14 protein-coding genes and 6 tRNA genes are annotated in these 13149 nt (G+C 44.1%); 11 read left to right on the top strand and 9 right to left on the bottom strand.

Annotation, left to right across the window (positions count from 1 at the left end):
* The first annotated feature begins 78 nt into the window (after positions 1-78).
* From LBC_RS01020 to LBC_RS01010, 3 genes are read left to right on the top strand one after another with little or no spacing between them, the layout of a single operon-like run.
* Complete coding sequence (locus LBC_RS01020; protein ID WP_221254275.1) at positions 79-834, top strand: transporter substrate-binding domain-containing protein; 756 nt, start codon at positions 79-81, stop codon at positions 832-834.
* Positions 831-1532 carry an amino acid ABC transporter permease gene (locus LBC_RS01015; RefSeq protein ID WP_221254274.1) on the top strand — a complete coding sequence of 234 codons (702 nt, stop codon included), beginning with the start codon at positions 831-833 and terminating at the stop codon, positions 1530-1532. The genes LBC_RS01020 and LBC_RS01015 overlap by 4 nt, the downstream gene beginning before the upstream one ends.
* A gap of 8 nt (positions 1533-1540) precedes the next feature.
* A complete protein-coding gene (locus LBC_RS01010) occupies positions 1541-2281 on the top strand; it encodes an amino acid ABC transporter ATP-binding protein (RefSeq protein ID WP_221254273.1) in 741 nt (246 codons plus the stop codon).
* 94 nt (positions 2282-2375) lie between these two features.
* On the opposite strand, the gene LBC_RS01005 is transcribed toward LBC_RS01010, so the two are convergent.
* Positions 2376-2451 (bottom strand) — tRNA-Ala (locus tag LBC_RS01005).
* A gap of 131 nt (positions 2452-2582) precedes the next feature.
* Here LBC_RS01005 and LBC_RS01000 point away from each other — a divergent pair.
* The 5 genes from LBC_RS01000 to LBC_RS00980 all read left to right on the top strand — a co-directional run bounded on the left by LBC_RS01000 (position 2583) and on the right by LBC_RS00980 (position 3146).
* Positions 2583-2657: transfer RNA gene (locus LBC_RS01000), tRNA-Gly, on the top strand.
* A gap of 23 nt (positions 2658-2680) precedes the next feature.
* Positions 2681-2766 (top strand) — tRNA-Leu (locus tag LBC_RS00995).
* Positions 2767-2772: 6 nt separating this feature from the next.
* Positions 2773-2846: transfer RNA gene (locus tag LBC_RS00990), tRNA-Cys, on the top strand.
* Positions 2847-2861: 15 nt separating this feature from the next.
* Positions 2862-3014, top strand: a complete 153-nt coding sequence (locus LBC_RS00985; RefSeq protein ID WP_221254272.1) for a hypothetical protein — start codon at positions 2862-2864, stop codon at positions 3012-3014.
* A gap of 44 nt (positions 3015-3058) precedes the next feature.
* A tRNA-Ser gene (locus LBC_RS00980) sits at positions 3059-3146 on the top strand.
* Between the two features lie 323 nt (positions 3147-3469).
* Here LBC_RS00980 and LBC_RS00975 read toward each other — a convergent pair.
* Positions 3470-4348, bottom strand: coding sequence for a LysR family transcriptional regulator (locus LBC_RS00975; protein WP_221254271.1), 879 nt, complete (start codon positions 4346-4348; stop codon positions 3470-3472).
* Between the two features lie 144 nt (positions 4349-4492).
* Between LBC_RS00975 and LBC_RS00970 the strand changes: the two genes are divergently transcribed.
* The 3 genes from LBC_RS00970 to LBC_RS00960 are packed head-to-tail and all read left to right on the top strand — an operon-like array spanning position 4493 to position 7020.
* A complete protein-coding gene (locus tag LBC_RS00970; protein ID WP_221254270.1) occupies positions 4493-6013 on the top strand; it encodes a flavocytochrome c in 1521 nt (506 codons plus the stop codon).
* A 48-nt stretch (positions 6014-6061) separates the two neighbouring features.
* Positions 6062-6445: a cytochrome c3 family protein gene (locus LBC_RS00965; protein ID WP_221254269.1), complete on the top strand. Its 384-nt coding sequence runs from the start codon at positions 6062-6064 to the stop codon at positions 6443-6445.
* Complete coding sequence (locus LBC_RS00960) at positions 6442-7020, top strand: NapC/NirT family cytochrome c (RefSeq protein WP_311720960.1); 579 nt, start codon at positions 6442-6444, stop codon at positions 7018-7020. Before LBC_RS00965 ends, LBC_RS00960 begins: the two co-directional genes overlap by 4 nt.
* A 33-nt stretch (positions 7021-7053) precedes the next feature.
* On the opposite strand, the gene LBC_RS00955 is transcribed toward LBC_RS00960, so the two are convergent.
* From LBC_RS00955 to LBC_RS00925, 7 genes are all read right to left on the bottom strand, one after another.
* Positions 7054-7686: a protein-L-isoaspartate(D-aspartate) O-methyltransferase gene (locus tag LBC_RS00955; RefSeq protein WP_221254267.1), complete on the bottom strand. Its 633-nt coding sequence runs from the start codon at positions 7684-7686 to the stop codon at positions 7054-7056.
* Positions 7679-8362, bottom strand: coding sequence for a carbon-nitrogen hydrolase family protein (locus LBC_RS00950; RefSeq protein WP_221254266.1), 684 nt, complete (start codon positions 8360-8362; stop codon positions 7679-7681). Before LBC_RS00950 ends, LBC_RS00955 begins: the two co-directional genes overlap by 8 nt.
* Before the next feature lie 25 nt (positions 8363-8387).
* Positions 8388-8475 (bottom strand) — tRNA-Ser (locus LBC_RS00945).
* Positions 8470-9273, bottom strand: a complete 804-nt coding sequence (locus LBC_RS00940; RefSeq protein ID WP_221254265.1) for an undecaprenyl-diphosphate phosphatase — start codon at positions 9271-9273, stop codon at positions 8470-8472. The genes LBC_RS00945 and LBC_RS00940 overlap by 6 nt, the downstream gene beginning before the upstream one ends.
* Positions 9273-11174, bottom strand: coding sequence for a transketolase (gene tkt / locus LBC_RS00935; RefSeq protein ID WP_221254264.1), 1902 nt, complete (start codon positions 11172-11174; stop codon positions 9273-9275). The genes LBC_RS00940 and tkt overlap by 1 nt, the downstream gene beginning before the upstream one ends.
* A gap of 1 nt (position 11175) precedes the next feature.
* Entirely contained in the window at positions 11176-12027 is an 852-nt protein-coding gene (locus LBC_RS00930; RefSeq protein WP_221254263.1) for a polyprenyl synthetase family protein, read from the bottom strand.
* Positions 12024-13148, bottom strand: a complete 1125-nt coding sequence (locus LBC_RS00925) for a PDZ domain-containing protein (RefSeq protein WP_221254262.1) — start codon at positions 13146-13148, stop codon at positions 12024-12026. The genes LBC_RS00930 and LBC_RS00925 overlap by 4 nt, the downstream gene beginning before the upstream one ends.
* Position 13149: the final 1 nt, after the last annotated feature.

The following is a 13149-nucleotide window of genomic DNA, read 5'->3' as shown; positions in this document are numbered from 1 at the left end:
TAAATAAAACTTTAAGATAATTTAATATTATAATAAGGATTTATTGTTATAATAATATTTTATTTTTAAGGAGAAATCATGAAAAAACTCATCACACTTTTACTAGCTGGCTTTTTAAGCTACGCTTTGGCCTCAGAAATCACCGTCAAAGTAGGCAGCGAAAACGCCTACAAGCCATTTACTTACGTCGATGAAAATGGCGTATCCACGGGCTTTGACAATGATTTAGTCCGCCTTTTAGCAAAGATAGACGGAGGCATAAAACTAGAGTTTGTGCCTGTGCCTTGGAATTCAATCTTTGTGGGGCTTGATTCAAAGAAATTTGATCTAATTGCAAACCAAATCGCCAAAAATCCTACAAGAGAGGAAAAATATCTCTTTGCCAAAGAGCCATACTCATACGGCAAAAGCGTACTTATTGTAAAAGATGGCTCCAGCATAAATAGTGCAGCCGATTTAAAGGGCAAAACAGTCGGCACTAGCGTAGGCTCAAACCACTCGGCAAATATCGAAAAATTCGCCAAAGCCCATCCAGAGCTAAACATCAAGCTAAAATACTACAAAGGCTACCTATCAATCCTGCAAGACCTAGCAAATGGGCGAGTGGATGCGATGGTAAATGATCCGCTAGTAGCAATTGACCTAGCTAAAAAACAAAATGTAAATATAAAAATAACAGATGAAGTCTTTGAAAAAACACCTTCGTTTTTACTGTTTAGAAAAGGCGATGAGGAGCTTGCAAATAGGCTAGATGCTGCGCTTATAAAGGCTAAAGAAAGTGGGGAGTTAAGTGCATTATCGATAAAGTATTTTGGGATTGACCTGACAAAATGAGCGAGTTATTTGACACCACATACTTTTTTAACTCAGCCATAAGCATCATAAACGGCGTACCTATTACCTTTTTAATAGCCGCCGTTTCATTTGCGGCTGGTGGCGCGATGGGCTTTTTCATAGCCCTTTTGCGCATTTACAAAGTGCCGTTTTTAAGCCAGCTTGCCACAGTTTACATCTCGTTTTTTAGAGGTACACCGCTACTTGTTCAAATTTTTATGTTTTATTACGGCATACCCATATTTTTGCGCGGCATAGGCGTAGAGTCGGAGCTTCTTTTAGCTAATGCAATTTATTACGCTTTTGTAATCTTTTCGCTGTATGCGTCTGGGTATATGAGTGAGATTTTTAGGGCTGGCATACTTGCGGTAGATAGAGGACAGATAGAGGCGGCTTACTCGCTAGGATTTACGACTAGGCAGGCGTTTATGCGTATAATATTACCACAAGCCATAATGCTATCTTTGCCAAATTTATTAAACTTTTTTATAATGCAGATAAAAAATACTTCACTCGTTTCAGTCATCACTGTGGCTGACATAATGGGGCTAGCTGATATAGAATCAGGCAGGTCGTCTAAATTCCTAGAAGTGTACTTTATGGCAGCGATGATGTACTGGGCGATATGCGTGGGGCTTGAGGTGGCGTTTAAGCAGCTTGAGCGCAGGCTGTCTATCTTTAGACGCTCATTTGTATAGGGGCAAATATGATAAAAATTAAAAACTTATCCAAAAAATTTGAAAACAACGTCGTATTAAATGACATAAATCTTGACGTAAAAGATGGCAAAATAATCGCCATCCTAGGTCCTAGCGGAAGCGGTAAAAGCACGCTTTTACGATGCATAAATTTATTAGAACGCCCCTACGCTGGCAGCATTAAAATAGACGATTTAGAGATAGATTACGCAAACGTAAACCAAAAACAAACAAAAGAGCTGCGGCTAAAAAGCGCTATGGTCTTTCAAAGCTACAACCTCTTTGCCAACAAAAACGCCATAGAAAACGTCGCAGAAGCCCTAATCATAACGCGCAGCTTTAGCAAGCAAGATGCCTTTAATGTAGCGCAGCAAAAGCTAGCGCAAATGGGGCTAGAACACAAGCAAAACGCCTATCCGCACGAACTAAGCGGCGGACAACAACAGCGCGTGGCAATAGCTAGGGCACTTGCGATAAATCCGAAGGTTATGCTCTTTGACGAGCCTACAAGTGCGCTTGATGTCGAGCTAGTGGCCGAGGTGCTTGATGCGATAAAAAGCATAAAAGACCGCACTATGCTAATCGTTACCCACGAGCTTGAGTTTGCCAGAGAGATTGCTGACGAGATCGTGTTTTTAGCGGGCGGCAGAATAGTTTATCAGGGATTACCAGATGAGTTTTTTACCCTCGCATATCACGAAAATGAAACACTAAATAACTTCTTAAAACGCATTAAAAAAGGGGCTTGACCGCCCTTAACCTAGCCAAATAATCCTTATGGATTAAATTTAATCATAAAATATTAAAAAACGGAATTTAAAAACGAAGTAAAATGGGTAAAAATGGTGGAGTTAAGCGGGATCGAACCGCCGACCTCTTGAATGCCATTCAAGCGCTCTCCCAGCTGAGCTATAACCCCAAAAATGTAATAGAAGCGTATTCTATCCCAAAAATACTTATATTTTTTTGAATTTTCAGAAAAAATATTTAACACAGGCAAAATAAAATATTCTTTTAAGAATTATTTGGGTAATATTCAATCTCTAGTTTGCGGGAATAGCTCAGGGGTAGAGCACAACCTTGCCAAGGTTGGGGTCGCGAGTTCGAATCTCGTTTCCCGCTCCATTTAAAATCATAAATTTATATATGCCCAGGTGGTGGAATGGTAGACACAAGGGACTTAAAATCCCTCGGAAATTTTTCCGTGCCGGTTCAAGTCCGGCTCTGGGCACCACTAAGTGGCGACATGGCCAAGTGGTAAGGCATGAGCCTGCAAAGCTTTGATCCCCGGTTCGAATCCGGGTGTCGCCTCCAAATTTAAGGATACGTATGAAAGCTTTACTTATCTTTTTATCAGCTTTAATTTTAGTTGGTTGCACAAATACGTGGAATGGCGTAAAAGAGGACACCAAAGACGCAAAAGAGTGGACAAAAGAAAAGATAAATCAAGGCGCAACCTACGTAAAAGAAAAAACAGAGTAACTTAGTTAAATTTAAGCTACATCTGCTATAATTTGCATTTTTATCGGGAGATGGCTGAGCGGTCGAAAGCGGCGGTCTTGAAAACCGTTGAGGGTAACACCTCCTGGGGTTCGAATCCCTATCTCCCGGCCACTAATTTTAATCTCAAAACAGACTTTAAAAATTTAATCATAACTTAAAGCCAACCATTTTATTTTTAATATTGAATAAGTGCAATCATTTAGAAAAATTAGTGCATTTTAATTTACAAAAACAGATAAAAAACCCAATCAAAAACTCATTAAACAGCCGTAAACACGCTTAATTTTACAAATATTTTAATAAAAAGACTAATAATGCATGGCAAATATGCTTAAAAGCAAAATCAAACTAGCTTATTATACTGGCTAGTATTTTAACCTAAGCCAAAACCACTCAAACCAAAGCCATCAAAGCTAATAAAAATCCGCAGCAGCCTACTCTTGCTTTGCGATTTTAATAAACTCACTCTCAAGGCGCGAGAGCTTTTTACCCTTTTTATAAGCTATGACTAACTCCTTATCAAGCCCAGTCTCGCCCACATCAAGCAACACCATCTCATCACCGCTAGAGGCAGCCTCAGCCAGAGTAAAGCACACCCCTACGCCACTTGCCGCCATCGCCGTAGCCACATCAAAAGTCTGCACTTCACAAAGCACATTAGGCTCATACCCAGCCCTAGCAAACGCCGCATCAAGTATCGCTCTATTTCGCTGCGACCGTGCAGGTAGGATAAATTTCTCATCCTTTAAATCAACCAAACTAACCCTACTAAAACTGCGATAACGCCGCCCCAAAGCGCTATTTGCCCCAGCACAGGCATAAAGCTTTGAGCGCTTTATGCTCTCATACTCAAGCTCGGCAGTATCAAGAGGCAGGATTAACATACCCAAATCTATTTCGCCATCAAGCAGCATTTGGCGGATTTGCAGGGTCGAGTGTGGCTGCGTGATTTTGATATTTGCCCTACTAAACCTACGACAAAACTTCGCAAGTGCGCCTGGAATCATCTTATAGCCATTTTGCGAAAATCCTATGCGCACACTATCGCTTTTAAGCGCCACTAGGCTTGAAAGCTCGCTATTTAAATCATAATAAGCCTCCATTATTAGCCTTGCTTTTTGCACGTATAGCTCGCCCTCAAGAGTTAGCTTTAGTGGACTTTGACGCTCAAAGAGCCTCACTTTTAGCTCGCTTTCTAAATTTAACACGCTTTGAGAGAGCGAAGGCTGAGATACGCCAAGCCTTTTAGCCGCCTTTGTAAAGCTTAGGCTATCAGCTACGGCTAGTACAAATTCCATCTGGCGCAAACTCATTTTTGCTCCTTTATTATAGTTTTTACCTATAAAATTATATAAAAAATAGTATTTGACTTATATTAAAATTTGATATATCATTACGATATTTAAATTTAAAAGTTAAATTTTAAATTTAAGATAAAAATCAAAAAGGAGTGCAAAATGTCAAATTTATCTAGGCGAAATCTGCTAAAAATAAGCGCCCTTGCCGCTGCGGCTACGGCTTTAGGAGCTAATCAGAGCGACTCAAATGCTCCAAGCTGGGACGGCGAATATGACGTCATCGTCATAGGCTCAGGCTTTGCCGCACACGCTGCTGCTGTAAAAAGCGCTATGCGTGGCTTAAGCGTGCTAATGGTAGAAAAAATGGGACGAGTGGGCGGTAACTCCGTCATAAACGGCGGCATTTTCTGCGTGCCACTAAGCCCAAAACAAAAAGCCCAAGGCATAAATGACAGCAGAGAGTTATTCTTTAAAGACACGCTAAAGGCTGGTAGAAATTTAAACAACCCAGCCCTGCTTGAGCTGATTTTCTCTCGTGCAAACGACGCTTTAAACCTAACGCTTGAGTGCGGTGCTGAGTATAGAGACTTCTTAGAACAATCTGGCGGCCATAGTGTGCCAAGAGGCTATAAAACATCAAACGGCACGGGTGCGGGCATAATCCAGCCTATGCAAGCACGCTTTAAATCCCTGCCAAACACCGAGGTAAAAACTAGAACGAAGTTTGATAAATTTATCACTGACGATAGCGGCAGAGTCGTGGGCGTGGAAGTAAGGGAGAATTACCGCTTTGATAATAAGCTTTTTGACGATGATAGAGAGAATAAAAGCGGCGATAAAAAGCTATATCGTGCCAAAAAGGGTGTCGTGCTAGCTAGCGGTGGCTTTTGTGCGGATAAGGTTTATCGCAAGCTGCAAGAACCACTAATCCCAGACAATGCTCAAACAACAAACCACTCAGGCGCCACGGCTGGGGCGATGCTAGAGGCCTTTAGGATAGGGGCATATCCGGTGCACGTAAGCCATCTTCAGTTTGGGCCGTGGGCTAGCCCAGATGAAAAAGGCTACGGCCTAGCGAGTAAATTTAACGTCACAGCTAGTTTTAGATACGGCATAAGCGTGGATAAAAAGACTTCAAAGCGTTATATGAACGAGATAGCCGACCGCAAAACAAGGGCTGATAAGATGTTTGAAATAATAGGCAAGGACGAGAACTACCCTATCCATTTTTGCGACTCACGCCCAGTTAAGCATATGCTAAAAGAGCAGTTTGACAAGCTACTTGCAAGCGGCGCATTAAAGCGTTTTGACACCCTTGACGCACTAGCAGCTGAGTATGGGCTAAATGCCAGCACGCTAAAGCAAACCGTTGCCCAGTATAATGAATACGTAAAGCAGGGCAAGGACCCAGACTTTGGCAAAATCCTGCCAAAAGACGGCACCGACATATCCGTGCCGCCATTTTACGCTATGCGTGGCGTGCCAAAGCTACACCACGCTATGGGCGGAGTAGCGATAAACAATAAAGCTCAGGTGCTAAGCTCAATCACAAACGAGCCAATTGCAGGACTATACGCCGCTGGCGAGGTAACAGGCGGCACGCACGGAGCTAGCAGGCTAGGAAGCAATGCCATACTAGACTGCCTTGTCTGCGGTATGGTCGCAGGCGAGAATGTCTAAGGCGCAAATGGGGGCGGCTTTGCCCCTTTTAAATTTAAAGGAAAAAAGATGATAAAAAGAGTGCTTTGTCTGCTTTTTTGCCTTGCCTGTGCTGGATTTGCTAGTGATGAGCTAAGCGTGAAGTATCCGCTAAAACCTCATCACGAGCATTTGGCTCTGGGCTGCGCGGACTGCCACGAAAATCAAGGCGATGAGCCGAGCAAATTTAAAGCCATAGGCGATAAGGGCTGCCTAAGTTGCCATAAAAGCAAAAAGCTGCTGGCAAAAAGGCTTGAGTTTATGGACGTGCTTAAGGCAAATCCGCACAACTCCGTCCACGACGGCCCTACGCTATACTGCGACGAGTGCCACAACGAGCATAAAGAGAGCACAAATATGTGCCTAGAGTGCCACGAGCACGAGGTAAAAGAGTGGATGGGGGTAACGCCGTGAAAAAGTTAGCTTTGATTATTTTAGTAGCGGGCTTTTGTGGCTTTTTGCTCGTTTTGCCGACGCATTATGCGCTAGAAAAAACCAGCGATGATAAGTTTTGTGCTGTTTGCCACGAGATGGCTGCTATGAGCGCAAGCTACGCCAAAGACACGCACAGCGGCGCCAATAAAAGCGGCGTGAGCGCAAAGTGCGTTGATTGCCACTTGCCACACACTAGCCTAGCTCGTTACGTGCTACAAAAGGCAAAAAACGGCATAGTTGAGGGATACATTCACTTTTTTGGCGACCCAGACAGCATAGACTGGGTGAAAAATTTAAAAAACAGAGAGCATTATGTCTTTGACAGCGGCTGTTTAAGCTGCCATACAAAGGTGCTAGAAAACGAGCTTTTGCCTACAAAAGCAAAGCAAATGCACGCACACTACAAAGAGCTTTTAGGCACGCAAAAAGAGATAAAATGCGCTAGCTGCCACGTTGGCGTGGGGCATAATTTTGAGCTAAGAAACGAGCTTGAATATCAAAAGCCAACGTATAAAATTTATGAAAAAAAGATGAAAGAATTAAGAGGAGAGTGAAGGCTAAGGTCTGCTTTAAATAAGCAGGCTAGCCTAAGCCGTACCCGATAAAAGCGGCACAAACAAGCACTCATCAAGCACCTCACTTACTATTTCAGTAGCCGAGAGCTTTTTAAATTTAACTATATTCTGAGCGCCGTTAGACTCGATAGGGGCTACCAGTATGCCTCCTTGCGCGAGCTGGTCAAAAAGCCTCTTTGGCACTTCAGGTGTGGCGCAGCTTAAAAGCACTCTATCAAAAGGAGCAAAACTACTCCAGCCAGAGCGCCCATCATCATGGCGGACATGAACCCCACGAAGCCCTAGGCTTTCAAAATTCACTCTAGAGCTAGCAGCAAGGCTCGCTATGCGCTCTACACTAAAAACCCTATGCGCCAAATGCGATAATATAGCTGCCTGATAGCCGCTACCACAGCCTATTTCAAGCACCTTATCCACACCCTCAACCTCAAGCGCCATAGTCATCTTAGCCACCGTAAGTGGAGAGCTAATCCACTGACTACCGTCTATAGGCTGAGCTAAAAGATCATACGCATAGCGCCCAACAGGCACAAAAATCTCGCGTGGAGTATTACAAAATGCCTCATAAACCCCTAGACTAAGCGCAACATTATCAGCTATCTCATCGGCCATTTTTTGGCATTTTATGCGTTCTAGATTATCCATTTTTATCCTTACAAATCGCTTTTGCTATATTCTTAGCAAGACTGCTATCATATAAAGCCCTATCTGCGCTAGTGCCATCTGGCAGATACACTCTAGCCACCTCGCAAGCTCCATCTCCAGCACTAACTGCTAGCACAAATGCGCCATTTATCACAGCAAGCCCAGCACAAAGTGCCTCAAACTGCGCTCTTTTTCCATCGCCCCACATAGCAGGCACTAGCACTATATCAGCCCCCACAAGCTGCTCCCAAAGCTGCAAAAACCTAAGCTCAAAGCATATGAGTGCGCCGATATTTATACCATTAAATTTAAAAGGCACGACGCCGCTTTCGCTGCCTTTGCTAAATATTTTATCCTCGCCATTTGGTAAAAATAGCTTTGATTTGGCTTGTGAGTGGATTATGCCGCTTTGATTTAGCAGGATAAGCTCATTTTTTGGTTTATCATTTTTACACTTTGTAAATCTAGTAAAAGCTATAATTTTATCTCCCACACAAGATTTAAAAAGCGTATCATAAAAGCCATCATCAGCGTAAAACTCACTATACCCACCAAGCACAAGTTCAGGCGCAAGCACTAATGAGCTATCAGGACAGCTAGCGACAAACTCAGCTATCTCTCTACATCTGCTAACAGCACTAATGCTCTTTGGGATAAAAGGTATAAGATGCTTCATAGATAAATTTACACTCTTTGATTACTGGCGGATAGGGTGGGATTTGAACCCACGAGGCTGTTACACCTACACGCGTTCCAGGCGTGCTCCTTCAACCGCTCGGACACCTACCCAAAATATAAAAACAAAAACAGCCCAAGCGCGATACGATAAATCGCAAAAGGCAGCATTGAAAGCCTCGTGATTATAGCCATAAAAAGCTTAACACACGCATAAGAAAAGACAAAACTAAGCAAAACCCCAAGCGCAACATCACTAAAACTAAAGCTAAGCTCAGATAAATTTTTGGCTATCTTTGCCCCTTCAAGCGCGCCAGCAAGCACTATAACAGGTATGGATAATAAAAACGAAAACTCAGCACTTGAAGTCCTAGAAAATCCTAAAAACAAAGCCGCAGTCATAGTGATACCAGAACGAGATACACCTGGGATTAGCGCTACGGCTTGAGCTAGCCCTATGATAAGCGCTAATGATATGGTGATATCGCTTAAATTCTTTGCGCCTGCCTTTTTATCAGCCACGACTAAAAGTATGCCAAAAAGCACGCTAGTAGCGGCTATGACGTGCCACGATCTAGCATACTGCTCAAGTATATCGCCAAAGCATAGCCCAAAAAGCCCAACAGGCACGGTACCCAGTCCCACAGCCCACACAAGGCGGCTATCTCCTACCATTTTGCGCTTTAAAATCGAAGCAAAAAAATCGCATAAAAGCCCACCGAGCCTAGAGCGAAAATAGAATAAAATCGCAGATAATGTCCCAACATGCAGTGCCACATCAAAGGCTAGACTACCGCTCTCATCCCACCCTAAAAGCTCGCGCACTAGCACTAAGTGAGCGGAGCTAGAAATAGGCAAAAACTCAGTAAAGCCCTGGATAAAAGATAGGACAATAATCTGCGAAAAGTCCATTATTTAAGCCCTTTTACAAACTCGCTTAATTTTTCAGGACTAAAGCCAAAATGCTCAAAAAGTGCCTCGGCTTTGCCGCTTGCACCAAAACTAGACATAGAATAAACCACATCAGCAAAGCGATACCACTCTAGAGCGCTTGCCGCCTCAACAGCCACGACTACGCTATCGCAGTCAAAAATTTGCGCCAAATAATCGCTACTTTGCTCACAAAGCAGGTCAAAGCAAGGTGCTGAAACGACGCTAACTGATAGCCCCTCTTTTTCAAGAATTTGAGCCGCTTTTAAGCAAAGCGAAACCTCACTACCGCTTGCAACGAGGGTAAAGTCTGGTTTTTGGGCTTTTTTAAGTAAATAAGCCCCACGTCTAGACTCACCCAGCACCGCTTCGCCCACGCTCTCAAGCCCCTGACGGCTAAGCACGAAGGCCGATGGTGCGTTTAGGCTTAGTGCCGCCCTCCAGCACTCGACGTTTTCAGCCCCATCAGCTGGGCGGAATGTGTAAAAATTTGGCATCGCACGAAACTGGCTAAGCTGCTCGATTGGCTGGTGCGTAGGGCCATCTTCGCCCACGCCAATGCTATCGTGCGTAAAGATAAAAAAGTGCTTTAGGCTCATTAGAGCTGCCATTCTAGCAGCTGGCTTTAGGTAGTCGCTAAAGATAAAAAATGTCGCTGAAAACGGCAAGAAAAGCCCATATCTAGCAAAGGCGTTGCCGATGGCTGCCATGGCATGTTCACGTATACCGTAGTGGATATTTCGCCCTAGCGGGAAATCCCCTGCGCCCTTTAGCTCCGTCTTATTTGAAGGTGCCAGATCAGCACTACCGCCTAAAAAGCCTGGCAGGGCGGCAGCTATGGAGTTAATTATCTCGCCGTTGCTATCCCTTGTGGCTACTTTTTTACCGGAAAAATTTGGAAATTTAATCTTACTAAAATCAGGATTTAGCAAGCCCTCTAAAAGCTCTGCCTTATCCGCGCTAAGCCCGTTTACCGCCGCTTGCCACTGCGCCTGAGCCAGGTCGCCCCTTTCAAGCGCAACCCTAAATCTAGCCAAAACGTCCTCATCGATTTGAAATTTTTCATTTGCATCAAAGCCTGCTGCAGCCTTAGCGCGCGCTATTAGCTCCTCGCCAAGTGGCGCACCATGGCTGTGGTGGCTGCCCTCAAGCTCCAAAGCGCCCTTTGCGATGCTAGTGTTTGCGATGATTAAATAAGGGCGCTCTTTATTTTTAGCTTCAGAAATGGCAAAATCAATCTGCTCATAATCATGCCCATCTATGCGTGCCACTTCCCAGCCAGCCGCCTCAAAGCGCGCCTTTACATCCTCATCCCAAGCTAGAGCAGTATCACCCTCAATCGTTATGGCATTGCTATCATATATCATTACTAAATTATCAAGCCCAAGCCTACCAGCAAGCGCAGTCGCCTCATAGCTTATACCCTCTTGCAAATCCCCATCGCCACAAAGGCAGTAAATTTTATGATTTATGATTTCGCGACCAAGCATAGCCTCGGCTCTTTTTGCAGCCATGGCTAATCCCACAGCGTTTGCCACGCCCTGCCCTAGTGGCCCAGTGGCTATCTCAACCCCAGCCGTTTCTATCTCAGGGTGTCCTGGAGTGTGTGAGCCTAGCTGACGGAAGCGCTTTAGCTCATCTAAGCTTAGATTATAACCACTAAGATGTAAAAAGCTATAAACAAGGCTGCTTGCGTGTCCACCTGAAAAGACGAGTCTATCACGGTTTAGCCACTTTGGATTAGCTGGATTATGGCGTAAATGCTCGCTTAAAATGACCACTATATCAGCTAGCCCCATAGGTGCTCCTGGGTGTCCGCTATTTGCAGCTTGTACCATATCCGCACATAAAAATCTTATCGTATCTGCCATTTTTTTACGCATTTTAGTCCTTTAAATATTTGCTTATTAAATTTTGTATCATATTCTCTATGCTATTAGGGAGGGTTTTTAACTCGGCTTGTATGAGGGCTAAATGCTCGGCTTTTGCGGCTTTTGCACCCTCTAAACCTAATAAATTTGTAAAAGAGTTTTTGCTCTTATCATGCCCTACTGGCTTACCAGCCTCCTCTGCGTTTGAGGTGGCATCAATTATATCATCAGCTATTTGAAAAACAAGCCCAAGCCTTATACCAACCTCATAAATTTTATCCTGCTCTTTTTGGCTAGCCTCGGTGATAATGGCGCCTATTTTCAGGCTTGCAGCGATTAAGCATGCGGTCTTATGAATATGCAAAAACTCAAGCTGGCTTAAATTTAGTGGCTTGTTTTCAAAATAGCAGTCAATCGCCTGCCCTAGCACCATGCCATTTACACCAGCGCCCTTTGCTAGTTCGCGTACGCACGCACAGCGCACAAAATCAGGTAAACCAGCCTCAGCAATGAGTAAAAACGAATGCGTATTTAACGCGTCCCCAGCCAAAATAGCCGTAACCTCATCGTAAGTTTTATGAAGAGTTGGAGTACCACGCCTAAAATCCGCATTATCCATAGCTGGCAAATCATCGTGTATAAGCGAATAAGTGTGCATCATTTCCACCCCAAGCGCGACTGGCATAGCAGCCTTAGTTAGCTCTGGGCGAAGCGCATTTACCACGCCAAGGACTAGCTGAGCACGAAAGTGCTTGCCCCCAGCTAAAAGCATAACGCCAAGAGCTTTTTCATAGTGAGGATGAAAGCTAGCAGCTCGTGGTAGATTAGCCTTTAAATACTCGTCAAATTTATCCGCTAAGTTCATCTTTGCACCTTTAAAAAATAATCAAACTCTCCACGCCTTAAAAGTAGTACGGGGGCTGGATTATCCCCCATCTCGCTCTCTAGCTCCACCCTGCTAGCCACGCCCACGCCATCTACTTCTAGCACCCTATCCCCAGCCTCCACACCAAAGATAGCAGCGCTTGAGTTTGGTGCTACTTTTACCACCACAAGTTTAGCGTCAAGCCCTAGCCCAAAATCATTTAAAAGCTTTGACTGTGCGCTTTGTTCTTTTATGCCGTCTTCGATTAAATTTGTCTTTGCCGAGTATGGGAGCTTGCGCTTTTGTTCTATAGTATCAAAGCTAAAATCCACCCCACCAGAGACTGGTACGTCGACATTTATTTTCTCATCGCCACGGCGTAGACTAAAACTTAAAACACTGCCCTTTGGCGCAAATAAAATCGCTTCATTTATCTCTCTTAGGCTATTTGGTTTTTTGCCATTTACCGCTAGCACCACGTCACCCTTTGCTAACGCCCTACCACGACCCAGTGGATCTACGCTTGAGACTACTATCCCATCACCATTATCGCTAAAGCTTACCGAAATATCGCCATAATAAACATCAGGATAAGCCGCTAAATGCCTTAAATACCTTGCTCCGATAAATTTATTCTCCCCCACAGCTATACCTATGGGCTTACAGCAAGCACTAGTTACCAGTCCAGTACGCGGCGAATCAAAGCTAAGAGTATCAAGCTCGCCAAGCCCCTTTGCAAAACGCTCGATGTGCCCCATAAGGCTCTCGTCATTTTGCGCTAACACACCCACCCAAGTACTGCGTTTTATGCTAGTCTCATCCGTTTCATCAACAAAATTCACAGGCTCTAGCTTTTGCTCGCTTTTTACCAGATACACCTGCAAATATGGATCAAATTTGACATAGCTATTTATCACTGTCTCATCATTTTTAGGAACGGCTATCAAATCAGGAGCTATCGCCACGCCAAAAGCACCATTTACAGAGACGATTGATGGCTTTAGCTTCTCATAGCATGCCGCAAAATCATCAGCTGTTGGGCGCGCATCGGCTAAGCTTTGGCTAAAAGTCCCAGCCATAACCCACAAAATAACGCCCCCAAAAAGCCCCCTAAGCTTCATT

Source organism: Campylobacter sp. 19-13652, from assembly GCF_019702925.1.
Classification (GTDB): domain Bacteria; phylum Campylobacterota; class Campylobacteria; order Campylobacterales; family Campylobacteraceae; genus Campylobacter_A.
The sequence above is the reverse complement of the archived record's forward strand: the minus strand, read 5'-3'. Positions and strand labels throughout refer to the sequence as shown.